The sequence below is a fragment of the Verrucosispora sp. CNZ293 genome (genome assembly GCF_002754655.1).
Genome location: NZ_PEFR01000001.1, coordinates 881,728 through 902,688, shown reverse-complemented (window position 1 = coordinate 902,688; position 20,961 = coordinate 881,728). Strand labels below are relative to the sequence as shown.

General features: G+C 71.0%; 26 protein-coding genes, 2 pseudogenes and 1 riboswitch. Of the genes and pseudogenes, 15 read left to right on the top strand and 13 right to left on the bottom strand.

Annotated features, from left to right (window positions below; all coding sequences use genetic code 11):
- Window position 1 precedes the first annotated feature (1 nt).
- The 7 genes from CLT74_RS04175 to CLT74_RS04145 are packed head-to-tail and all read left to right on the top strand — an operon-like array spanning window position 2 to window position 5,354.
- Window positions 2-661 (top strand): glycosyltransferase family 2 protein, encoded by a 660-nt coding sequence (locus tag CLT74_RS04175; protein ID WP_099845350.1) that lies wholly within the window; start codon window positions 2-4, stop codon window positions 659-661.
- Window positions 658-1,314, top strand: a complete 657-nt coding sequence (locus tag CLT74_RS04170) for a DUF2064 domain-containing protein (protein WP_099845349.1) — start codon at window positions 658-660, stop codon at window positions 1,312-1,314. Before CLT74_RS04175 ends, CLT74_RS04170 begins: the two co-directional genes overlap by 4 nt.
- Window positions 1,311-1,952, top strand: a complete 642-nt coding sequence (locus tag CLT74_RS04165; protein WP_486581971.1) for a class I SAM-dependent methyltransferase — start codon at window positions 1,311-1,313, stop codon at window positions 1,950-1,952. The genes CLT74_RS04170 and CLT74_RS04165 overlap by 4 nt, the downstream gene beginning before the upstream one ends.
- Window positions 1,925-3,163, top strand: coding sequence for a molybdopterin-dependent oxidoreductase (locus tag CLT74_RS04160; RefSeq protein WP_486581970.1), 1,239 nt, complete (start codon window positions 1,925-1,927; stop codon window positions 3,161-3,163). Before CLT74_RS04165 ends, CLT74_RS04160 begins: the two co-directional genes overlap by 28 nt.
- A complete protein-coding gene (locus CLT74_RS04155) occupies window positions 3,160-3,606 on the top strand; it encodes a hypothetical protein (RefSeq protein ID WP_099845347.1) in 447 nt (148 codons plus the stop codon). Before CLT74_RS04160 ends, CLT74_RS04155 begins: the two co-directional genes overlap by 4 nt.
- 24 nt (window positions 3,607-3,630) lie before the next feature.
- Window positions 3,631-4,341, top strand: a complete 711-nt coding sequence (locus tag CLT74_RS04150; protein WP_099845346.1) for a response regulator transcription factor — start codon at window positions 3,631-3,633, stop codon at window positions 4,339-4,341.
- Window positions 4,338-5,354, top strand: coding sequence for a sensor histidine kinase (locus CLT74_RS04145; RefSeq protein ID WP_099845345.1), 1,017 nt, complete (start codon window positions 4,338-4,340; stop codon window positions 5,352-5,354). The genes CLT74_RS04150 and CLT74_RS04145 overlap by 4 nt, the downstream gene beginning before the upstream one ends.
- A gap of 226 nt (window positions 5,355-5,580) precedes the next feature.
- Here the strand turns inward: CLT74_RS04145 and CLT74_RS04140 are convergent, their stop codons facing one another.
- The 3 genes from CLT74_RS04140 to CLT74_RS04130 all read right to left on the bottom strand — a co-directional run bounded on the left by CLT74_RS04140 (window position 5,581) and on the right by CLT74_RS04130 (window position 7,730).
- Entirely contained in the window at window positions 5,581-5,793 is a 213-nt protein-coding gene (locus tag CLT74_RS04140; protein WP_099845344.1) for a hypothetical protein, read from the bottom strand.
- 216 nt (window positions 5,794-6,009) lie between these two features.
- The gene (locus tag CLT74_RS04135) at window positions 6,010-6,384 is read right to left on the bottom strand and encodes a YciI family protein (protein ID WP_099845343.1); all 375 of its coding nucleotides are present in this window, start codon (window positions 6,382-6,384) and stop codon (window positions 6,010-6,012) included.
- Window positions 6,385-6,485: 101 nt separating this feature from the next.
- Window positions 6,486-7,730, bottom strand: coding sequence for a DUF6596 domain-containing protein (locus tag CLT74_RS04130; protein ID WP_099851263.1), 1,245 nt, complete (start codon window positions 7,728-7,730; stop codon window positions 6,486-6,488).
- A 160-nt stretch (window positions 7,731-7,890) separates the two neighbouring features.
- Between CLT74_RS04130 and CLT74_RS04125 the strand changes: the two genes are divergently transcribed.
- Entirely contained in the window at window positions 7,891-8,613 is a 723-nt protein-coding gene (locus tag CLT74_RS04125) for an SDR family oxidoreductase (RefSeq protein ID WP_099845342.1), read from the top strand.
- On the opposite strand, the pseudogene CLT74_RS04120 reads toward CLT74_RS04125, so the two are convergent.
- The 3 genes and pseudogenes from CLT74_RS04120 to CLT74_RS04110 all read right to left on the bottom strand — a co-directional run.
- A pseudogene (locus tag CLT74_RS04120) lies at window positions 8,599-9,169 on the bottom strand (GNAT family N-acetyltransferase). The gene CLT74_RS04125 and the pseudogene CLT74_RS04120 overlap by 15 nt on opposite strands.
- A 99-nt stretch (window positions 9,170-9,268) precedes the next feature.
- Window positions 9,269-9,790, bottom strand: coding sequence for a hypothetical protein (locus CLT74_RS04115; RefSeq protein WP_099845341.1), 522 nt, complete (start codon window positions 9,788-9,790; stop codon window positions 9,269-9,271).
- Between the two features lie 107 nt (window positions 9,791-9,897).
- Window positions 9,898-10,230: pseudogene (locus tag CLT74_RS04110) on the bottom strand (GNAT family N-acetyltransferase); the annotation flags it as partial.
- A gap of 45 nt (window positions 10,231-10,275) precedes the next feature.
- Here CLT74_RS04110 and CLT74_RS04105 point away from each other — a divergent pair.
- Window positions 10,276-10,671 carry a VOC family protein gene (locus CLT74_RS04105; protein ID WP_099851260.1) on the top strand — a complete coding sequence of 132 codons (396 nt, stop codon included), beginning with the start codon at window positions 10,276-10,278 and terminating at the stop codon, window positions 10,669-10,671.
- 83 nt (window positions 10,672-10,754) lie between these two features.
- A complete protein-coding gene (locus CLT74_RS04100) occupies window positions 10,755-11,342 on the top strand; it encodes a GIY-YIG nuclease family protein (protein WP_486581969.1) in 588 nt (195 codons plus the stop codon).
- A gap of 68 nt (window positions 11,343-11,410) precedes the next feature.
- Here the strand turns inward: CLT74_RS04100 and cpt are convergent, their stop codons facing one another.
- Entirely contained in the window at window positions 11,411-11,938 is a 528-nt protein-coding gene (cpt, locus tag CLT74_RS04095) for a chloramphenicol phosphotransferase CPT (protein ID WP_099845338.1), read from the bottom strand.
- A 308-nt stretch (window positions 11,939-12,246) separates the two neighbouring features.
- Window positions 12,247-12,444, bottom strand: coding sequence for a methyltransferase domain-containing protein (locus tag CLT74_RS04090; RefSeq protein WP_099845337.1), 198 nt, complete (start codon window positions 12,442-12,444; stop codon window positions 12,247-12,249).
- 86 nt (window positions 12,445-12,530) lie between these two features.
- Here CLT74_RS04090 and CLT74_RS04085 point away from each other — a divergent pair, with 86 nt between their 5' ends.
- Both CLT74_RS04085 and CLT74_RS04080 read left to right on the top strand, forming a co-directional pair.
- Complete coding sequence (locus tag CLT74_RS04085; protein ID WP_099851257.1) at window positions 12,531-12,923, top strand: hypothetical protein; 393 nt, start codon at window positions 12,531-12,533, stop codon at window positions 12,921-12,923.
- A 184-nt stretch (window positions 12,924-13,107) separates the two neighbouring features.
- Entirely contained in the window at window positions 13,108-13,683 is a 576-nt protein-coding gene (locus CLT74_RS04080) for a DUF4241 domain-containing protein (protein ID WP_486581968.1), read from the top strand.
- Window positions 13,684-13,727: 44 nt separating this feature from the next.
- Here the strand turns inward: CLT74_RS04080 and CLT74_RS04075 are convergent, their stop codons facing one another.
- A complete protein-coding gene (locus CLT74_RS04075; RefSeq protein WP_099845335.1) occupies window positions 13,728-14,225 on the bottom strand; it encodes a GNAT family N-acetyltransferase in 498 nt (165 codons plus the stop codon).
- Window positions 14,226-14,231: 6 nt separating this feature from the next.
- The gene (locus CLT74_RS04070) at window positions 14,232-14,687 is read right to left on the bottom strand and encodes a nuclear transport factor 2 family protein (protein ID WP_486581967.1); all 456 of its coding nucleotides are present in this window, start codon (window positions 14,685-14,687) and stop codon (window positions 14,232-14,234) included.
- A gap of 14 nt (window positions 14,688-14,701) precedes the next feature.
- On the opposite strand from CLT74_RS04070, the gene CLT74_RS04065 reads away from it, so the two are divergent.
- Window positions 14,702-15,469 (top strand): helix-turn-helix transcriptional regulator, encoded by a 768-nt coding sequence (locus tag CLT74_RS04065; RefSeq protein WP_199172091.1) that lies wholly within the window; start codon window positions 14,702-14,704, stop codon window positions 15,467-15,469.
- Between the two features lie 22 nt (window positions 15,470-15,491).
- Here the strand turns inward: CLT74_RS04065 and CLT74_RS04060 are convergent, their stop codons facing one another.
- Window positions 15,492-16,229, bottom strand: coding sequence for a GNAT family N-acetyltransferase (locus tag CLT74_RS04060; RefSeq protein ID WP_099845333.1), 738 nt, complete (start codon window positions 16,227-16,229; stop codon window positions 15,492-15,494).
- A 109-nt stretch (window positions 16,230-16,338) separates the two neighbouring features.
- Between CLT74_RS04060 and CLT74_RS04055 the strand changes: the two genes are divergently transcribed.
- Window positions 16,339-17,070, top strand: coding sequence for a phosphotransferase (locus tag CLT74_RS04055; RefSeq protein WP_099845332.1), 732 nt, complete (start codon window positions 16,339-16,341; stop codon window positions 17,068-17,070).
- Between the two features lie 31 nt (window positions 17,071-17,101).
- On the opposite strand, the gene CLT74_RS04050 is transcribed toward CLT74_RS04055, so the two are convergent.
- Entirely contained in the window at window positions 17,102-17,653 is a 552-nt protein-coding gene (locus tag CLT74_RS04050; RefSeq protein ID WP_099845331.1) for a GNAT family N-acetyltransferase, read from the bottom strand.
- Window positions 17,654-17,708: 55 nt separating this feature from the next.
- Here CLT74_RS04050 and CLT74_RS04045 point away from each other — a divergent pair, with 55 nt between their 5' ends.
- A complete protein-coding gene (locus CLT74_RS04045; protein ID WP_099845330.1) occupies window positions 17,709-18,311 on the top strand; it encodes a TetR/AcrR family transcriptional regulator in 603 nt (200 codons plus the stop codon).
- Between the two features lie 48 nt (window positions 18,312-18,359).
- On the opposite strand, the gene metE is transcribed toward CLT74_RS04045, so the two are convergent.
- Window positions 18,360-20,597 (bottom strand): 5-methyltetrahydropteroyltriglutamate--homocysteine S-methyltransferase, encoded by a 2,238-nt coding sequence (metE, locus tag CLT74_RS04040; RefSeq protein ID WP_099845329.1) that lies wholly within the window; start codon window positions 20,595-20,597, stop codon window positions 18,360-18,362.
- Between the two features lie 114 nt (window positions 20,598-20,711).
- A riboswitch (cobalamin riboswitch) is annotated at window positions 20,712-20,922 on the bottom strand.
- Window positions 20,923-20,961: the final 39 nt, after the last annotated feature.

Genomic DNA, 20,961 nt, shown 5'->3' with positions numbered 1-20,961 from the left:
CATGACCGATGTGGTTCTTCCCTGCCGGAACGAGGCGCCGGCACTGCCCGGCCTGCTGGCCCGGATACCGGCCGGCTACCGGCCGATCGTCGTGGACAACGGCTCGACCGACGGCTCGGCCGACGTGGCACGCGCCCACGGCGCGGACGTGGTGAGCGTGGCCGAACCCGGCTACGGCGCCGCCGTGCACGCCGGTGTCGTGGCGGCCGATCCCGCCGACGGGGTGGTGTGCGTGATGGACGCCGACGGTTCCTTCGACCCGGCCCAACTGCCCCGGCTTGTCGACTGTGTGCGCGGCGGGCGGGCCGAGCTGGCCACCGGCCGACGCCGCCCGGCCGCACGGGGGGTGTGGCCGCTGCACGCCCGGGCCGCCAACGCCGTCCTGGCGCACCGGTTGCGCCGTACCACCGGCCTGAACGTCCACGACATCGGCCCGATGCGGGCCGTACGCCGCGACGACCTGCTGGCGTTGGGGCTGCGCGACCGCCGCTTCGGCTACCCGCTGGAGCTGCTGATCGCCGCCGGCCGGGCCGGTTGGCGGGTGGTCGAGATCGACGTCGACTACCACCCGAGGGCGGCCGGCACCCGTTCGAAGGTGACCGGCACCCTGCTCGGCACCGCCCGTGCCGTACGCGACATGAGCGCGGTGCTGGCCCGGTGAGCGCTGCCCAGGTCCTGGTGCTGGCCAAGGCACCGACGCCCGGCCGGGTCAAGACGCGGCTCTGCCCGCCCTGCACCCCGGCGCAGGCGGCCCGGATCGCCGCCGCCGCGCTGGCCGACACCCTCGACACCGTCACCACCGCCGCGGCCACCCGGTTCCTCGTGGTCGACGGCGATCACCCCGCCCCGCCGGGTTGGGTGGCGCTGCCCCAGCGAGGCGATTCCCTCGGCGAACGCATCGCCAACGCGTTCGCGGACACCCGGACACCCGGCACGCCGTCCGTCCTGATCGGCATGGACACCCCGCAGCTGGTCGTCGGTCACCTCGACGCGGCGGCGGGGCTGCTCGGCACGGCCGACGGCCCCGACGCGGTTCTCGGCCCGGCCGTCGACGGCGGTTGGTGGCTGTTGGGACTGCGCGACCCCGGCCACGCCACGGTGCTGCGCGGCATCGCGACCTCCACGGCGAGCACCGGGCGGCGCACCCTTGCCGCACTGCGCCGTCGTGGCCTGCGGGTGCACCTGATGTCCCGACTGTGCGACGTGGACACCGCCACCGACGCCCGCAGCGTGGCCGCGCTGTGCCCGCCGGAGAGCCGGTTCGCCCGTGCCGTCGCCGTCGAGCTGCCCGGCCCGGCAGCGGTGGCCCGGTGAACGCCGTCGCGGTCTTCGACACCGCCATCGACCGGGCCGCGGCGGGCATCCCGGCCGCCTTCACCGCCCGGCACGCCAGCGGTGGTCTCTACCGCTTCGACCCGGCCGCCTGGTGCCAGGACGTGATCGCCGGCGACGACGCGCTCATCGCCGCCTGCACCGGCCACACCCTCGACGTCGGCTGCGGCCCCGGCCGGCTCACCAGCGCACTCATCGACGCCGGCCGACCGGCCCTGGGCATCGACCTCAGCGCCAGTGCGGTCCGGCTGGCCCGCCGTCGTGGCGCACCCGCACTGCGACGCGACGTCTTCGGTCCGCTGCCCGGCACCGGCCGCTGGCGTGACCTGCTGCTGGCCGACGGCAACATCGGCATCGGCGGTGACCCGCACCGGTTGCTTCGCCGATGCCGCCAACTGCTGACCACCGACGGGCACCTCCATGCGGAACTGGCGCCGGCCGGCACGCCCGCCTGGTCCGGAACAGCGACGGCGCGGACCCCCGACGGTGCCGAGCGCGCGCTGCGCTGGGCCTGCGTACCCCTCGACGATCTTCCCGGGCTGGCCGACGCCACGGCGATGCGCGTCCTCGACACCTGGACGGAGGCGGGTCGGTGGTTCGCCACCCTGACGCCCCGGTGACCGGCCGGGCGACGCTGCTGCGGCGGCTCGCCCGGTGGTGCCTGGAACCGTTGCCAGCACCGCCGGTGGCACTGCGGCGCGGACCGATGCGCCCCGAGGTGTTCCGGTCCGGGTTACGGTCCGCCCGGCTGACCAGTCAGCTCGGTGTCGCCCTCGGCGTGGCGTTCGGCATCTGCTTCGTCACCGGTCTGCTCAGCCACCTGATCCAGCACCCGCCGGGCTGGTTCTGGTGGCCGGCCCGGCCGGTCGGGCTCTACCGGTTCACCCAGGGTCTGCACGTGGCGACAGGTCTCGCCGCGATACCGCTGCTCGGCGCCAAGCTGTGGTCGGTCTACCCGCACCTGTTCAGCTGGCCGCCGGTCCGTTCGATCGCCCACGCGGCGGCCCGTGCGGGCACCGGAGCGCTTGTCGCCGCCGCACTGTTCCTGCTGGTCAGTGGCGTTCTCAACATCTCCCGCTGGTACGCGGTGATGCCGTTCTTCTTCACCGCCGGACACTACTGGGTGGCCTGGCTGGCGGTCGGCGGGCTCCTGGTGCACGTCGGCGTCCACCTTCCGGCCGTCCGCGCCGCGCTCGGCCGCCCCGTCCGCGAGTCTCGGCAGGACGGGCTGAGCCGGCGTGGTCTGCTCGGTGGCGTCGCCGCCGCGTCCGGGCTGATCACCCTGGCCACGGTCGGACAGACGATCCGGCCGCTGGCCGGTCTCGCGGTGCTCGCCCCACGCCACCCCGGCACCGGGCCGCAGGGCATCCCGGTGAACCGGACCGCCAACGGCGCCGGGGTGCGCGGCGCGGCCCTCGACCCGGCGTACCGGCTGCGGGTCACCGGACCCGACCGCAGCGTCAGCCTGGACCTCGCCGCCCTGAGCGCGCTTCCGCAGTACACCGCGGAGCTGCCGATCGCCTGCGTGGAGGGCTGGAGCGCCACCGCGAGGTGGACCGGCGTGCGGCTGGGCGATCTGGTCACGCTCGTGGGTGCCGATCCTCGACACTCATCGGCGCTTGTCGAGTCGTTGCAGGTGGGCGGACGGTACCGCGCCTGCACGGTGCCGCCGGAACACGTTGCGGATCCGCTGACCCTGGTCGCCCTGCGGGTGGGTGGCGAGCCCCTGCACCTCGACCACGGCTATCCGGCGCGGCTGATCGCGCCGAACCGGCCGGGCGTGCTGCAAACGAAGTGGATCAGCCGGATCAGCGTGTCGGAGTCACGATGAGGACCCGTACCGTGCTGGTGGTCGGGGGCTGTCTGCTCATGGCGTACGCCGTGGTCGGCGCCACCACCGATGCCGACCTGAAACCTGGTGGCGTGCTGCTCTTCCTGGCCGCCGTGCTGGTGGGCCACGACGTGGTCTGGATGGCGGCGGTCCTGGCCGTCGGCGCCGCGCTGACCCGCGTCCCACCCCGGTGCCGGCCGAGGGTTCGGACCGCCGCGATCACCGCAGCGGCGGTCACCATTGTGGGGCTGCCCCTCGCCGTGGGGTTCGGCCGCGCGGCCGACAACGCGTCGGTGCTGCCGCTGCCGTACGGCCGCAATCTCGTCGCCGTCCTGCTCGTCGTCGCCGGTACGACGCTGCTGGCCTGCCTGTTGCCGGTCCGACGGACCGGGGTGGCGGCAGACCGTAAGGAATCCGAAAGACCCGGCGAGGGCGGTCCGTGACCTGCGGTCGATAGCGTGGTGGGGATGAGAAACCGGGTGTTGGTTGTCGACGACGACCCGACGGTCAGTGACGTCGTCCGGCGTTACCTGGAGCAGGCTGGCTGCGAGGTCCAGTTGGCCGCCGACGGGGCCGACGGCCTCGCCGCGATCGCCGCCGCGCGCCCCGACCTCGTGGTACTCGACCTCATGATGCCCGGCATCGACGGCCTCGAGGTCTGTCGCCGGATCCGACGGCAGTTGCCCGACCTGCCGGTGGTCATGCTGACCGCCCTCGGTGAGGAGGCCGACCGGGTCCTCGGGCTGGAGGTCGGCGCCGACGACTACGTCACCAAGCCTTTCTCCCCCCGCGAACTCGTGCTGCGGATCCGCTCCGTGCTACGCCGCACCGCCGCGCACACCGCCCATCCCACAGTCCCCGCGAAGCTGACCGACGCGGCCCTGACCGTGGACACCGCGCGCCGTACCGCCACGGTGGCCGGCACACCGCTGGCGCTCACCGCCCGGGAAATCGATCTCCTGATCTTCTTCATGCGGCATCCCGGGCGGGCGTGGTCGCGGAGCGACCTGCTGGACAAGGTCTGGGGATGGCAGTTCGGCGACCAGTCGACCGTCACCGTCCACGTCCGCCGACTACGCGAGAAGATCGAGGACGACCCGGCGAACCCGCAGCGCATCCGCACCGTGTGGGGTGTCGGATACCGCTTCGACCCGATCGACGAGGAAACCGGCACGTGACCGACACCCTGCTCATCGGGCTCTACGCCCTGGCCGCCGGCGGCGTCGTCGGCCTGGTCGGCGCCGCAGCGCTCCGGCTGCTCCGTGGCCGCTCGATTCTCGTCCACATCCTGGTCCTACTCGCCGTCACCGTGCTCGCCGTGGTCGCCGGAGTCGTCACTGTCGCGCAGGCGATGTTCCTCTCAGCGCACGACCTGTGGGTCGTCCTCGTCACGGTCAGCGCCGCCGCGCTCATCAGCCTCGCCGTCGGCGCCGTCTTCGGCAGCCGGCTGGCCGCTTCGGCGGTCTGGGCGCAGACGGCCCGGGAACGCGAACGGCGGCTGGAGGCCGGTCGCCGGGAGCTTGTCGCCTGGGTGTCGCACGACCTGCGCACTCCCCTGGCGGGGCTGCGGGCCATGGCCGAGGCCCTGGAGGACCGCATCATCGAGGACCCGGCCGTCGTCGACGACTACCACCGGCGGATCCGGGTGGAGACCGACCGGATGGCCCAGCTCGTCGACGACCTGTTCGAGTTGTCCCGCATCAACGCCGGGGCGCTCCGGCTCATGCCCACCACCGTGCCGTTGCGCGAGGTGGTCTCCGACGCGATCGCCGGCGTCGCCCCGCTGGCCGCCCGCCGCCGGATCCACCTCGTCGCGGCGGACAGCGGCTGGCCCGACGTCCGCGCGGGCGAACGTGAACTCGCCCGGATCGTCAGCAACCTGCTGATCAACTCCGTCCGGTACACACCTGAGGACGGCAGCGTGCACATCGCCGCCGGCCACGAAACCGGCAGCGTGTGGCTGGCGGTCTCGGACACCTGCGGCGGCATCCCCGGCGAGGATCTGGACCGGGTCTTCGACGTCGCGTTCCGGGGCGAGCGCGCCCGTACCCCAGGGGCGGCCGGCTCCGGCGGCGGCGGCGGACTCGGCCTGGCCATCGTGCGCGGCCTCGTCGAGGCGCACGGTGGCCGGGTGGACGTCCGCAACACCGACAACGGCTGCCGATTCGAGGTACGCCTGCCCGCCACCTGAGCACGAGAATTGGCCCAGGCCCGGATCGACCGTTGCCGGATGTTGTCGAACTTCGAGGCAGGCCCGCCACCCTATTCAGGCAGTGGCCAGACGCGGAAGCGGAAGCGTTCGATGCCGGCGGGGAGATCGGTGCTGGAGCGCCGTCCCAGGATTCGGCTGTGACGTGGGCGCGGTGTCCTCCGAGTTGTGCCAGCCTGCTCAGGGCACGTAGCAGTCAGCCGTGCGGTCAGTCGGCGAAGGTGAGGTCGCGTTCGGCCAGTGCCGCCGCCAGGATGCCGATCGCTCTCGGCCCGACGCCGTGCAGGGCGAGTAGATCACGGCGGCGGTACGTGGCCACTTGAGCGAGCGTCGTGATGCCGGCTTCGAGCAGGGCGCTGTTGGCGGGCCGCCCGATCGGCGGCAGGTCACCGATCTGTGCGGGTACATGGCGGGTACTCACCCGATCACGATAAGCCGTCCGGGCGCCGATCCGCGTTCCCGGGCCCATCTCCACTCCCACAGTCCAGCTCTGCTGACGCAGTCGTCCCCTGGTAGGGCACCCGACACCCACGCTCAGTGAACAACACACCCGCCGCCGATCCGGGCAGCCGGCCCACGACGGTGCACGACACCTCCCGTGGGGTATCCGGCCGCACCGGATCGCCTATGCGTGCGGTCACTCTCGCCGGGCGGCCTCGCGGAGCATGGCATCCAGTTCGGGGTCATCCATGAGCTCCCGGACCTCCTGCGCGCAGCGGCAGGAGTGAGCGATCTTGGCAGCCCAGCCCAGCGCCTCTTCCTTCGAGGCCAGGTCAAGGACCACGAACCCGCCGATGACCTCCTTGGTCTCCGGGTACGGGCCGTCGACCACCAGCCCGTCCGTGCCGACGATGCTCGCCCGCTGCCGCTGCAGTCCACCGCCGGCCACGAACACGCCGGCGTTCACCGCCTCCTGGATCACCGCGTGCGCGGCCTTGCCCACATCAGGCAGGTCCTCGGCGGAGATGTGGTCCATGGCGCCGTCGTTGAAAGAGATCAAATAATGCGTCATCCCATGACTCCCTGCTCCGGCGGCCTCCTCCGGCCACCTGTCACCTGGTCTACGAACGAGCCACCGCGCATCCGACAATGTGCCGGCGGAAATTTCCCCGGTCAGCCGGTCAGCTGGCCTCGGCGGCGGGTGAGGTAGGACCGCTCCGCAGGGTTGCTGGCGAGACCGATGGCCTGGTCGTACTCCGCCCGCGACTCGTCGAGGCGCCCGAGCCGCCGCAGCAGGTCGGCGCGGGCGGCGTGGAAGGGGTGGTAACCGTCGAGGGCCTCGGCGAGCCTGTCGATCTCGGCGAGCCCGGCCCCGGAGCCGTCGACCTCGGCGACCGCCACCGCCCGGTTGAGCCGCACGACCGGCGAGGGATCCAGCAGCACCAGGCCATCGTAGAGGGCGACGAGGGTCGGCCAGTCGGTCTCATCGGTCGAGGGCGCATTCGCGTGGACCGCGTTGATCGCGGCCTGCACCTGGTAACGCCCGGGTGGCTCTCCGCCGGCCGCCACCGCCTGGATCCGCTCGTGAACCAGGGCGTTGCCCTCGGCGATCAGAGCACGGTCCCAGGCACCGCGATCCTGCTCGTGGAGGGTCACCAACTCCCCGGTGGCGGACACGCGCGCCGGCCGCCGGGCCTCGGTGAGGAGCATCAGGGCGAGCAGACCGGCCACCTCGCCGTCGTCCGGAAGGAGGGTACGCAGCAGGCGGCCGAGGCGGATCGCCTCGTCGGTGAGGTCGACGCGTACCGGTTCGTCCCCCCGGCCGGGCAGGTAGCCCTCGTTGAACACGAGGTAGACGACGGCGAGCACGCCGGCGAGCCGTTCGCGGACGTCGTCGGCAGCAGGCACCCGGTAGGGAATGCGGGCATCCTTGATCTTCGTCTTGGCACGGGTGATCCGTCGCGCCATCGCGGTCTCCTGTACCAGAAAGGCGCGGGCGATCTCCGCGACGGTGAGGCCCCCGAGCAGGCGCAGGGTGAGCGCCACCCGCGCCTCCATCGCGAGCGCGGGGTGGCAGCAGGTGAAGACGAGTCTGAGCCGGTCGTCCCCGACCGGGCCGGTCGGCTCAGCAGGGGTGTCGTCGTACCCGATCAGGGCCGCCTGGTGCCTGGCGTCGCGCTGCGACTCGCGGCGGAGCCAGTCGATCGCCTTGCGGGTCGCGGTGGTGGCGACCCAGCCGCCGGGATTGGGCGGTACGCCCTCGCGCGGCCACCGCTCCGCGGCCACGGCGAACGCCTCGGCCGTCGCTTCCTCGGCGACGTCGAGGTCACCGAAGCGGCGCGCCAGGCTGGCGACCACCCGCGCCCACTCCTCCTGATGGGTACGGGTGATCGTCTGGGCAACGGCAGGGTCAGTCACCACTCACGCGCCCTCGAACGGATTCCCGTCCAGCCATCGAGGTCCTCCTTCGTCGCCAGCACGATCCCATCGGTGACGAGCGGCCGCACGTCCGTGCCCGTCGATGAGGAAATCATGTCTCGTTGACCTCGACCGGGGTTCAGGTGCTTTGCTGTCGACCATGAACCTCGACGGCCTGCGCGTCGCTGTCACCGGCGCCGCGCGTGACACGGGACGGCTCCTGGCCGAGTCCTTCGCGCAACGCGGTGCCCGAATCTTCCTCTCGGCCCGGGACCTGTCCGCAGCCGAGCGGGTCGCGGACGCGATCAACCGGCGGGGGCCGGGTCGAGCCGAGGCGTTCACCTGCGACCTCGCCGTACCGGATTCGGTGCGGGCGTTCGCCACGGCGCTGGCCGACCGGACGGACCACCTCGATGTGCTTGTCAACAACGGCGCGCCCTACCTCCATGGTGACGATCTGGACGAGGTATCGGACGACGAGATCGGCGGGGTTATCGCGGCGGGCGGGACCGGAACGGTCCTGGTGACCAAACATCTGCTGCCACTGCTGCGGGCGTCGGCCCGGCCTGACATCGTCAACATGATCTCCGCTTGTGGCGAGGTGGGACACCGCCGCTCGGGTGCGCACCCCGCCTTCTACGCTGCCAAACACGCCCACGCCGGGCTGGCGGAGATCCTGTCGTACCGGCTGCGGCCAGCAGGGATCCGGGTGATCTCGCTGTTTCCGCCGGACTTCGTCCAGCAGGGGGCTCGGCACGCCGACCATGACCTCACCGCGCGGTCAGTTGTCGACTGCGTGCTGTTCGCCGTCGGTCAACCACGTGACTGTTTCATCCGTGAGTTCCACTTCGAGCAGGTCCGGCCACCCTCACCCGGGCTGTGACGTCCTCCCCTGCCGCCAGGTCTCGGCGAGCAGGGCGTAGGTGTAGCCGTCCACCCAGCCCAGTTCGGCGTGCCAGGAGTCGCCAACGCCGTGCTGCTCACGACGCATGCCGATCTTCTCGAGCAGCCGCACGGACGCCAGGTTGTCCGCGAAGCACCCTGCGGTGATCCTGCGGACGCCCAGCCGGTCGAACGCATACGCCACCATCGCGGTGGCCGCTTCGGTCGCGTAACCACGGCCGCCGTATGCCGGGTCGAAGATGTAGCCGAGCTCGGCTTCCGTCCGTGCCGGCAGGCCAGGTTGTCCCATGCCGTCGACCACGTCGAGCGAGACGGTTCCGATCCACCGTGCCGTCGAGAACCACGGCCACGCTGTGGTCGTCAGGGGCCTTCGCGGCGCGCTGCCACGCCGCCCGGAAGGACACCGGGTCGACATCGGTACGCAGGAGCCAGCGGGTGACCTCCGGCAGGTTGCGGTACTCCAGGATGCGGTCGATGTCCTCGTCACGCACGGGACGAAGCGCAAGGCGTTCGGTGCGTAGGTCTGGGCTCCCCACGAGGTGGGACGTTAGCGAGCAGGCCGCCACGACACATCCGAATTATCGGGTGCCACCGGACATGGTGCTGGTCCGCCACCCCGCGCCGACCGCCGCCGGTCACGGCTTGTCCCGCAGTTCGCGCAGCACGCCGTGTCGGCGTAGGGCCCAGGCAAGACGCCTGACGCTCGAATGCCGCACGAACAGCACCGCCGCGCGGCGGATCAGGCCGAGCCGGTTGTTGCTGAACTGGTTCTCGATCACCTGCCAGATCAGCTCGCGCACCGTGCCGCTGTCCAGCACCGCCCGCACCTCACGCCGTACCGCAGGATCCTCGGCCGCCGACGCGATGGCCGCGGCCTGCCCCGGCCGGTCCGTGAGCGACTCCGCCGCCGCGACCAGGGGCCGGCGTACGTCGTCCTGCTCCAGCAGCAGCAACACCGCCTCCCGAATCTCCGCCGTGTCGAGGCCGGACTTCAGCAGCCGCAACAGGCTGCGCTCCACGTCGCGGTCGTGATCTGGCGCGGACAACGTGGCCAGCAGCACCGACACCTCGTCGAGGTCGATGAGATGGCGCAGACCGCCGCGAAACTCCGGCAGAGCCCACGCGACCTGCAGACCCCTGGCGAGATTGGGATTCACGTGCCATCCGCTACCCGCAGTCGACAGCCGCCGAAACCCCGGGTCCCACCCGGAGGTGCCACGAGCAGACGCCGGACGGCGTGGCCAGGGGACCGACGGCCGGGTGATCAGGCGGGAGCCGATGAATCGAACACCCAGTGGCTGGTCTGGAAGACGCGCCCCGCGAAGGTCGTCTCTTCCTGACCGACGAGGGAGAAGCCGGTCGAGCGACAGATGGCGTTCGACGCCGCGTTCGACGTGCTCGGGAACGCGTGGATGAGCCCCCACCGCCCGTCCGCGCGGGCCAGGTCGAGAACCGCACGTACGGCCTCGCTCGCCAAGCCTCGGCCCTGGAATTCCGGCAGCACCATCCAACCGATCTCGGAGATGCCGTCATGGGAGCCCAGGCACCGAACCGGGGCGGTGAGGCCTTCAGCAACGACGCCCGCTCCTGCCGGCGGTCGACGCGCGAGCGGCGAGCAGCACGCGACCCCGCGTACGCTGCCGTGGTGCGGATCGACCTGGTTGCCCTGATCGTCGAGGAGTACGACCCGGCTATCGCGTTCTTCACCGACGTACTCGGCTTCGACCTCGTCGAGGACTCACCGTCGCTCACCGATGACGGAAGAACCAAGCGGTGGGTCGTCGTCCGGCCCCCGAATGCCCAGACCGGGCTTCTGCTCGCGCGCGCCGACGGAGAACACCAGCGTGCCGCTGTCGGCGACCAGGTAGCCGGACGGGTCGGGTTCTTCCTCCGGGTCGACGACTTCGACGCCGCATACCGACGGATGACCGACGCCGGTGTCACCTTCGTCCGGGAACCGCGGAGCGAGCCCTACGGCCGGGTCGCTGTCTTCCTCGACATCGCCGGGAACCGGTGGGACCTCCTCGGCGCGACCTGACGTCACCGCACCTGCCGGCCGAGCCGCCAGGATCCCCGCCTTCCGGCCCGACCATGATCTGCCCGGGACCTACGATGGTCTCGATGACCATTCCCGAACGACGACCCGACGATGTCCCCACCGACGAGGCCCGGGTCGACGAGGCGCTGCGGCTGCTCTGCGGCGTACCCGTCGAACTCCAGACCGCCGTCAAACGGCTCAGCCGTGGCAGCGGTGTCTACGCCTGGTGGGCGGCGCCCTCGGTCTTCCCCGACCTCCCCGGGCTGCCGAACGAGAACGTCCCGTCGTTGCGGCTGCTGTACCTCGGACGGGCGACCAGCCTGCGGGGGCGGATCCTGCGCAACCATCTGAGGCGTTCGGGCAGCTCGACTCTGCGCCGTACCCTGGCCGGGCTTCTTGTCTCCGAGGGATACCGGACGACCTGGACCGACCGGGTCGTCCTGGTCCCCGAGGATGAGGCGCGGCTGACCACGTGGATGCACACACACCTGCGCTTGACCTGGGCGGAAGACGCGGAACCGGCGACCATCGAGACCGAACTTGTCAGGCGTCTGCACCCGCCGCTGAACGTACACGGCGTCGAGCCCGAGCACCTCCAGGCCGCCGTGGTCGCCGCCAAGAACGCCTACCACACCAGCAGCCGCCCCGCCGAGCCGCCGCGAACGCCGTAACCGGTCACCCGGCATCCGGAACGGGTACGGGTTGCGCGCTCATGCCGACGACGGCACGTCCAGCCTCGCTACAGCCGAGCCGCAATCGTCTGGGCACACACGATCGACTCGGTGTGCGTGGTGTCGACCTCCACGTCGTACACCACGCCCTGGTGCACCGCGTCGGCCTGCGCGGCGGCCATCCCGCGGACCCGGTCGCCGCGCGCGATCTCGCGACCGGCGGCGACCTCCGCAGCGCAGCGGACGCCGACCCACAGCACGTCCAGTCCGTCGAGCACGGCCCGCCATCGCTGCTGAGATCCAGCGCCGCCGAGAAAGACGTCGTCGACGATGACGTGGGCACCGGCTCCGACAGTCGCGGCGACCCCGGCCATCCAGGCCTCCTGCAGCCTGTCGAACTCCGGCCCGACGATGACGGTGCCGTCGGCTGCGAAGTCGATGCTCTCCGGCGAGCGCATGGTTGCCGGCATGGCCTCGATGAGCCGGTCGACCCCGACGGCAAGCCACGGATCCGGCAGGATCGCCTGCAGGCACCGAACGATTCCCGACTTTCCTGCGCTCGACCCGCCGTTGAGCACGATCACCTGCTTCGACATGTGGTCACGGTACGGGTCCGGACCGGCACGTGTTTTGGCGTCCGCCGCACCGAGCGGCGCCTGGTTCGGCCGGGCCGGGCTTGAAAGGTTTCGACGGTACGGTCTCGTGGTGACCGACAGGGCGCAGCGGGCGGAGCGGATCCGTCTCTTGACGGAGATGGCACGGACATTGCTGGCGTCCGGTGTCGACGTGGATCAGGTGGCCATGGAGCTGCTCCGGCGCACCGATTCCCCGGTCTCGGTGATCAAGGCCGTGGTCGACGCGACAGGTATGGGACTGGCTGCCGGAACTCGCTCGGGGATCCGGCTCATGGCGCGGCGGGGCGGTGACCCTCGTGGAGGAACAGGTGGCCGCCGGGCCGCAACAGGCGGGCCATCTCGACGGCCCAGGCGTCGATGTCGGGCATCCAGATCAGGGCACCCTTGCCCGTGTAGACGAGGTCCGCGCTACCGTCGAGCAGCGGCACGCCGGGGACGGTCGCGATCAGGTAGCGGCAGGCGTGCATGAGCGCGGCGAACAGCTCGCGGGTGATCTGTTCGTAGGCCTCGTGACGGGTAGCGTTGGTGCACGAGCTCAGGGATGATCATCGTCATGTCCGAGCAAGATCTGGCCGGAACCTGGCGTCGCATCATCCGTGGGGACGGCAAGTCCTGGGTCGTCTTCGCCCACGGCACCTGCGTGGTACTACCAGACCCCGGACCGAGCGTTGACCTCGCCGCCCAGGCCGTTGACATCCTGCGGAAGTACGGTCCCGTCCGCGCCGGCTCACCTGCCGGCGACTTCGGTACCATCACCCTCGATCCTGGTCCCGGATGGGTGGTCTACGGCCACCACAACGACGTGCTGACCTACGTGGGGCCCGACGAGGTCCCGGACAGCAGCGATCTGGCCATTGGTCTGTACGGACGCGGAAAGCGAGACCAGGACGGCCACGAGTTGAATGTCGTACACGTCGAGGACAGACGTCCGGGAGCGGGCCGGTGAGGATGACGAGTTCGGGCATGCGGTCAGCCGCCGCCACCGGCAGGACGTGGGTCCAACTGTGGTACCCGCATCCGACTGTCGCGGACCCGGAGGCGGCGGTGTCGCGGATACGCTGCGCGTCATGCCGTACGTGCCGGATCTTGACCTAGTATTGACCGCTGGGTATCGCGTCGTACGTGACGGGATGACCTACCGTGTCGAAGCGCACGACCTCGGGCCGGTGGTGCTGCCGTCCGGCCGGGTGGTGGGGTGCGATCCGCTGGTGCCACACGCCACACCGTTCGTCGACACGGTGCCGCCGGGCCGGTACCCGGTGACGGCGTGGGTGGCGGCGGTGCACACCGACGACGGCCCGTGGCAGCGACGGATCACCGCGTTGCAGGTGAGGGTGGCCGACGAGCCGGTCGCGACGTGGTCGATGGCGCTGCTGCCGGGCCAGGACCCGGCCGTCCTCGGCGACGACGACTTCTTCGGGTACCCGGTCGACGCGGGTACCGGCACGCTTGCCGACGAGGTCGCCATCGCCGCACTGTGCGAATGGGACTACGAGCGGGTCGAGGAGACCTTCATCCCGGCGCGGATTCCGGATGACCCGGTCGACGCCGTCATCACCACGGTGGTGGACGAGCGGACCGGCGCCAACCTGCATCTCGTCGGCTCCGGGTGGGGTGACGGCGTGTACGCCACGTATGTGGGCCGCACCGCTGACGGACGCGTCGCCAGCTTCGTCACCGACTTCCGCGTCGTACCGCACGAGTAGCCGCCCGGCGCTGACCCGTGGCGACGAGCCCCCAGGTGGTCGGCTCAGCGACTCGTGACCTGTCTGACCCACGTCCGCAGTGCGGTCCGGCAGGCCGGCCATTCAGAATCGATTATCGAGTACATGGCCGAGTCTCGTAGCAGCCCCGCCTCACCCGGTGCCCACGACCTCGACCAGCGCCGCAGGACACCTTCGAAGCGCGCACCCGTACGCTCGATCGCCCTGCGGGAGACGGTGTTGCGGGCGTCGGTCTTGAGGTCGACGCGGGACACTTTCCACACCTCGAACGCGTTGGTGAAGAGCAGCAGCTTCGCCTCCGTGTTCAGTCCGGTGCCCTGCGCCGACCCTGCCAGCCAGGTGAAGCCCACCTCCACCGCGTACAGCTCATCGCGGTCCGGCAGGCGCCGGGAATCCCAGTAGGCCGTTGCGCCCACGGCGCGCCCACTGATCTTTGCGACCTGCGCGTACGGCAACAGCGTCCCCTGAGCCGCCCGGGTCAGCTGTACGTCGATGTAGTCGCCAACCTCGGCCGCGGTGGGCACCCAGGGTCAGCGATGCGCTGGTTCCCACCACACCAGATTGGTGGCCACCTGGGCGACCGGTTCGATGATCTCCCACCCCTCGACGATCAGTCCGTCGTCGATCCTCCAGATGTCGACGACTGCGATCTCTGGTCCCGCGTCCGGCAGCCAGCGCCGTGAGTACACCACTACGTGATCGCCGTCGGCCAGCACCTGACGGATCTCGACCTGCATGCCGGCGAGCGACACCAGTGCGGCGCGGACGGCGGCGAGCCACTCCCCCTTCGTCGATGTGATTGAGCCCGGCCGGTGGTGGAGGAAGTCATCACTCAGCGACCGCGCGAGCGCCTCGACGTCACCTGTCTCGATCAGCCCTGCCAGCGCCCGTTGGACGAGGTTCTTGTTCTCCGTGGTCATGGACGCAGTGTTTCCGCGTCCGCGTCGCTTGTCGATGACATCGGATTTCATGGCGTTCGACTCCACAATGGGTACGCTTCATGATCGTGTACGTGGTCGGGGAACTTCTGCGGCAGTGGCGGCATCGCCGGGGTCTCAGCCAACTGGATCTTGCTATCGCCGCGGACGTCTCGGCTCGTCACGTCAGCCTGGTCGAGACGGGTAAGTCCAAGCCGAGCGCCGACATGATCCTCCGGCTCGCGGCTCAACTCCACGTGCCGCTCCGTGATCGCAACCGGCTCCTGCTCGCCGGCGGCTTCGCGCCCCGCTACACCGAACGTCCCCTCGACGACAGGGCGCTGTCGGCCGTCCACGACGCGATCCGCCGGGTGCTCCGCGCACACGAGCCGTACCCAGCCCTGGTCTTCGACCGCCGGTGGAACATCGTGATGACCAATCGCGCGGTCGAACCCTTCTTCGCACAGGTGGCTCCCGACCTGCTACGGCCACCGGTCAACCTGGTGCGACTGGGACTGAACCCGCGCGGGCTCGCTCGCCTGGTCGTCAACCTGGCCGACGTACGCGCGGTGTTCCGCACCCGGATCTCACGCCAACTCGCCACAGCTCCCGACCCTGAACTCACCGCACTCTACGAGGAACTCCTGGCACCCGAACCCGACAACGAGCCAGACAGACGTGTCGACGCCGACGTCGTGATCCCCATGATCCTCAACATCGACGGACGAGAGCTGCGGCTGTTCTCCACCATCACCACATTCGGCACCCCGATGGACATCACCATCGACGAGGTCGCAATCGAGTCCTACTACCCCGCAGACGCGGAGAGCGCCGCCTACTTCACGCGGTAGCCCGCGGATCGGCACCGTCGCGTCACTGGCACACGTCGGGCGGCAGCTCGCTGAGCCGTACGCTCAGCTGGGTGCCGAGCTGACGGAATCCCAGCGCCTGCGCCACTCGGCGCGACGGTTGCGGTCGAGCCCGCCACTGCGGCAGCAGACCACCGGCCAGGGCGTCCGTGACGGCTGCGGAGGCGACCGCACGGGCCAACCCGCGCCCACGATGATCCGGCGCGGTGAGTACGCACATGTGGGCTACCCGAGCCGGCCAACGTCGGTAGCCGGCCGCCGCGACACAGCGGTCCCCATGGCGTACCACGAACGCGGAAGAGTCGATCTCGGCCAACCCGCATTCGTCGGCATCATCGGCCGGGACAGACGCCAGGAGCGTGGCGAGATCGGCATGGTCGCCGGGTACCACTTTGGCGGGGTCGAGCTGAGCCGGCCGGAAGCCGTCCACGTCGAGGTACGCCAGGCTCGCCGGGCCCAGCACCTCGACGACCGGCAGGACGGTGCGCAGCCGGTCATCGTCGGTCAGCGCCTCGACGGGCACACCGTGCAGCGCCTCGCGTACCGATGCGGTCCAGTGGTCTGCCGGCACCGTGACGAGGGCGGCGTCACCGAGTACGACGATCCCGACCCAGCCAGGGGGACAGAGCAGCGATCCCGTCGAGACGGCTACGTCGACGCCGCCGTCAGCGGGAAAGCCCATGGCGACGCCAGACAGCTCACGCCAGACCTGCCGGGCCCACGCGAACAACGGATCCTCCATGGACCCATCCTCGCGTCTGGCCCGCGTTCACGCGATCGGGTTCACGGCCGGTCAGGGAACGCCTGCCTGCGAGCGGGCCCGCAGACGCAGACCTCGTAGGATCTGCCAGATGGGGTGGGAGGCACTTGGGCAGTGGGGTGCGGATGCGGCTCGCGTCGAGCGGCTCACTGGCGGAGTGGCAAACGACGTGTGGAGCGTAACTGTCGACGGGCGTCGTGCGGTCGGCCGGCTCGGTGCCAGGAGCGACGCTGATCTGGCGTGGGAGACCGAACTTCTCCGGCACCTCGACAGCGCGGGTCTGACCGTGCCGGTGCCGATCCCGACCGCGGACGGCCGGCTGTTCGCCGATGGTCTGGTGGTGATGACCTATCTCGAGGGCGGACCGCCCGAGTCGCCTGCCGACTGGCGTCGCGTGGCTGACACGCTCCGCGAGCTGCATCGGCTGACGAGGGGTTGGCCGCAGCGCCCGGGCTGGCGATCGTCGACCGACCTCCTGCACGCCGAGACCGGGACGAAGATCGACCTGGGTGCGATGCCCGTCGAGGGCGTTGCTCGCTGCCGGGCCGCGTGGGCGCGGCTGGCTGGACGTCGGACGTGCGTCGTGCACGGCGACACCAATCCGGGCAACATCCGGATGACCGCGAGTCGGGTCGCGCTCATCGACTGGGACGAGGCGCACGTCGACGTGCCGGACCTCGACCTGGTGCTGCCGGACAACGCCGCCGGCCTCGACGACGGCGCGTACGACATCGCGGCGCAGGCGTCGGCCGCGTGGGAGGCCGCCGTGTGCTGGGACGACGACTACGCGGTCAAGCGGCTCGGCGAGGTCCGCGCGGTCTGAGCATGCCGTCGGCGACTGACGCTGTCCGGCTTCAGCCCGCTGATCCGTTCGTCGGGTGCTCTCGCCCGTGGTGGTGAAGGGTCAGCGACCAGGTCTGCCCGACGAGGCCGTCGCCAAAGCTGTGGTGGGGCCGCTCGTCGATGAGGCTGAACCCGGCGGCCTGGTAGATCCGGCGCGCGGAGACGAGGATGTCGTTGGTCCAGAGCACGACCTGCCGGTAACCGGCCTGCCGGGCGAAGGTGAGACCCTGCTCGACCAGGCGGGTGCCGATGCCGAGGCCACGAGCCTTCGGTGTGACCAGGAGGACGCGCAGCTTGGCGGTGCCAGGCTCGTCGCCCGCGACCAGGAACACCGAGCCGACGCGTTCGCCGTCGGCCTCGGCGACCCACGCCGCCTCGCGGGACGGATCGTGGCCGGAGGCGTAGTCGGCGACGATCGTCGCGACGAGTGCCTCGAAGTCGGTGCCCCAGCCGAACTGCTGCTGGTAGGTCTCGCCGTGGGCCATCACCACCCAGCCCAGGTCGCCGGGGCGATCAGCGGGACGCACGGTGATCTCGACTTGCCGTTGACACCCATGGGTCATGGCTCAGCCCTTCCGGTCGCTGAAACGATCGTTTCAGTGGAGATAGGCTACGCCGGTGACCGAGGACAGGACAATTCCCTCCGCGCGTAAGACCGAACTGTTGGAGGCCGCGTACCGGTACGCGCTGGAGCACGGCCTGGCGCATCTGTCCCTGCGCCCGCTGGCCGCCGCGATCGGTTCCAGCCCGCGCGTCCTGGTCTTCCTCTTCGGCAACAAGGACGGCCTGACCCGGGCGGTCCTGGCCCGGGCCCGGGCTGACGAACTCGCACTGCTCAACCACATCCAGAACTCCGGCAACCCGGAGGCCATCGGCCTGGCCACCGCCGTCGAGCGTCTCTGGGGGTGGCTCGCCGCCGCGGAGCACCAGCAACTGCTGAAGCTGTGGGCCGAAACCTACGCCACGTCCCTGGTGGAGCCGGACGGCGTCTGGGCGGGTTTCGCCGCGGCGACGGTGCACGACTGGCTCACCGTCCTGGCCGACTGCCAGCCCCCGCAGGAGCGGGACAGCGCCCCGGGCGCCGCCCGCCGTACTCTCGCTCTCGCGGTGCTCCGGGGCGCGTTGCTCGACCTGTTGGCGACCGGCGACCACGACCGGGTGACAGCCGCTGTCCACCACCAGCTCGTCTACCTCCGGGACGGGGCAGCAGCACCGCGCTGACCGGCAGGCCGGGCGGCCCCGGTGTGGTGCGGCCGCCCGGCTCAGGAGTCAGTTGTCGCGGACCTCGGCGGCGGCGGCGACCAAATGCCGCAGGGACGCCTCGACCTCAGGGTAGGCGCGGGTCTTGAGCCCGCAGTCCGGGTTGACCCACAGCCGGCCGGCCGGCACGGCCGCCACGGCGCGGCGCAGCGCCTCGACCACCTCGTCGCGCGTCGGCACCCGGGGCGAGTGGATGTCCCACACCCCGGGGCCGACGCCCCGGCCGTAGCCGATTGCGGCCAGGTCGTCGAGCACCTCCATCTTCGACCGGGACGCCTCGATGCTCGTGACGTCGGCGTCGAGCGCGTCGATGGCGTGGATCACCTCGCCGAACTCCGAGTAGCACAGGTGGGTGTGGATCTGCGTGTCGTCGGCGACGCCGCTGGTAGCCAGCCGGAACGCACCGACGGCCCAGTCCAGGTATGCCTTCTGGTCGGCGCTGCGCAGCGGCAGCGTCTCGCGTAGCGCAGGTTCGTCGACCTGGATGACCCGGATCCCGGCGGCCTCCAGGTCGCGGCACTCGTCCCGCAGGGCCAGCGCGACCTGGTCGGCGGTGTCCGCGAGAGACTGGTCGGTGCGGACGAACGACCAGGCCAGGATGGTGACCGGGCCGGTGAGCATGCCCTTTACCGGTCTGCTGGTCAGTGACTGCGCATAGGTCGACCATTCGATTGTCATAGGTGCCTTGCGGGCCACGTCACCGTAGATGATCGGCGGGCGTACGCAGCGGGAGCCGTACGACTGCACCCAGCCGTGCCGCGTGGCGGCGAAGCCGTCGAGCTGCTCGCCGAAGTACTGCACCATGTCGTTGCGTTCCGGCTCCCCGTGCACGAGCACGTCCAGGCCCAGCTGTTCCTGCAACCGGATGACCTGCTCCACCTCCGCGCGCATCCGATCGGCGTAGCCGGCGTCGTCGAGGCTGCCGGCCCGGTGCGCGGCGCGGGCCCTACGCAGCTCGGCGGTCTGCGGAAACGACCCGATCGTGGTGGTCGGCAGCTCCGGCAGACCCAACCGTTCCTGCTGCCGGGCGGCCCGGGTGGGATAGTCACCACGCTGCCGGTCGGTGGGGCGCAGCGCGGCCAGGCGGCCGCGTACGTCGTCGTGGCGCCAGTCGGCCGGGGCGGCCGGCAGGGGCGCGGGGAGCGTTGTGGTGCCGTCGCGCAGCGCGCGGCCGAGCATGACGACCTCGTCGACCTTCTGCCGGGCGAACGCCAGTCGCTCGGACAACCGGGGGTCGAGGTGGGTCTCGGCGGACAGGTCTACCGGGACGTGCAGCAACGAGCAGGACGAGGAGACGGCGACGTGGTCGGCCAGGCCGGCGACGGTCGCGCCGGCCGTGACGGCGGCCCGCAGGTCGGTGCGCCAGATGTTCCGACCGTCGACCAGGCCGGCGACGACGGTCTTGCCACCCAGTGGTCCGGCGGCGGCGAGGCGGTGGAGGTTGCCCGGTCCGGCGACCAGGTCCAGACCGACGGCGTCGACAGGGGTGTCCAGCAGGGCCGGGAGCGCATCGCCGAGGTCACCGAAGTAGGTCGCCACGAAGATCCGCGGTCGGTGGGCGAGCTCACCGAGTCGGGTGTAGGCGCGGCGCAGGGCGTCGATCTCGGCCGGGGTCCGGTCGGCGACGTAGCCCGGCTCGTCGAGCTGCACCCAGCCGACGCCCGCGCCGGCCAGGGTGGCGAGCATCCGGGCGTACGTCTCGACCAGGTCGTCGAGGCGGGCGAAGGGATCCTCCCCCTTGGCCAGCAGCAGGAACGTGGCAGGTCCGACGAACACCGGCCGGGTGGTGACGCCCAGCTCGCGGGCCTCGGTGTACTCGCCCAGCGCCTTTACCGGGTTGGCGGTGAAGACGGTGTCGGGGCCGATCTCCGGCACCAGGTAGTGGTAGTTGGTGTCGAACCACTTCGTCAGCTCCAACGCCGGTTCGGCGTCGACCCCGCGCGCCATCGCGAAGTAGGTGTCCAGCGTGGACAGGCCGAGCCGGGTGAACCGGGTCGGGACCGCGCCGACGGCGACGGCGGTGTCGAGCATGTGGTCGTAGTAGGAGAAGGTGTTCGACGGGATCGCGTCGAGACGGGCGTCGCGCAGCGTCCGCCACACCTGCGCCCGCAGACCGGCGGCGGTGCTGTGCAACGCCTCGGCGTCGATGGTGCCGGTCCAGTACGCCTCGACCGCCTTCTTCAGCTCCCGACTGGCACCGATGCGTGGATAGCCGAGGACTGTGCTCTGCCCGAACGCGTTACTCACCAAGGGGGTCCTTCCCTCGAAGTGTCCGGCGGACACGGGGAGGGGAAGGCGGGTACGGGTCAGGTACCGGCTTCCGCCCTGACCCTCCCGAGAGGCCGCCGGCGGCGCACACCGGCGGCGCGCGCAGCGCTGGCAGGTCTTCGGACTCGTGGGCATGACACCAGGTCGCCTACTGGCCGTCGCTTCCCAGACCTCGCGGTCCAGTGCTCTGTTGACGGCTGTCGTTCCCACTCACCGCTGCGGGGCAGCCCCGGATTCACACCGGGTTCCCTCTTACGACGTCCCGCCCTCACGGCCGGGACGCACCAGCACCACAGGCCATCGTACGGGCCGGAGCGTGTCGACTGGTCGGCAGTGTCCGAGG

Bases quoted from the DNA above. Each gene is read 5' to 3' on its own strand.
- CLT74_RS04080 (WP_486581968.1), top strand. From the start codon at position 13,108: ATGACCTACCGTGTCGAAGCGCACGACCTCGGGCCGGTGGTGCTGCCG.
- CLT74_RS04135 (WP_099845343.1), bottom strand. From the start codon at position 6,384: ATGACGCATTATTTGATCTCTTTCAACGACGGCGCCATGGACCACATC.
- CLT74_RS04090 (WP_099845337.1), bottom strand. From the start codon at position 12,444: ATGCACGCCTGCCGCTACCTGATCGCGACCGTCCCCGGCGTGCCGCTG.
- CLT74_RS04125 (WP_099845342.1), top strand. From the start codon at position 7,891: ATGAACCTCGACGGCCTGCGCGTCGCTGTCACCGGCGCCGCGCGTGAC.
- CLT74_RS04065 (WP_199172091.1), top strand. From the start codon at position 14,702: ATGATCGTGTACGTGGTCGGGGAACTTCTGCGGCAGTGGCGGCATCGC.
- CLT74_RS04100 (WP_486581969.1), top strand. From the start codon at position 10,755: ATGACCATTCCCGAACGACGACCCGACGATGTCCCCACCGACGAGGCC.
- CLT74_RS04085 (WP_099851257.1), top strand. From the start codon at position 12,531: ATGTCCGAGCAAGATCTGGCCGGAACCTGGCGTCGCATCATCCGTGGG.
- CLT74_RS04050 (WP_099845331.1), bottom strand. From the start codon at position 17,653: ATGACCCATGGGTGTCAACGGCAAGTCGAGATCACCGTGCGTCCCGCT.
- CLT74_RS04060 (WP_099845333.1), bottom strand. From the start codon at position 16,229: ATGGAGGATCCGTTGTTCGCGTGGGCCCGGCAGGTCTGGCGTGAGCTG.
- CLT74_RS04155 (WP_099845347.1), top strand. From the start codon at position 3,160: ATGAGGACCCGTACCGTGCTGGTGGTCGGGGGCTGTCTGCTCATGGCG.
- cpt (WP_099845338.1), bottom strand. From the start codon at position 11,938: ATGTCGAAGCAGGTGATCGTGCTCAACGGCGGGTCGAGCGCAGGAAAG.
- CLT74_RS04150 (WP_099845346.1), top strand. From the start codon at position 3,631: ATGAGAAACCGGGTGTTGGTTGTCGACGACGACCCGACGGTCAGTGAC.
- CLT74_RS04055 (WP_099845332.1), top strand. From the start codon at position 16,339: ATGGGGTGGGAGGCACTTGGGCAGTGGGGTGCGGATGCGGCTCGCGTC.
- CLT74_RS04175 (WP_099845350.1), top strand. From the start codon at position 2: ATGACCGATGTGGTTCTTCCCTGCCGGAACGAGGCGCCGGCACTGCCC.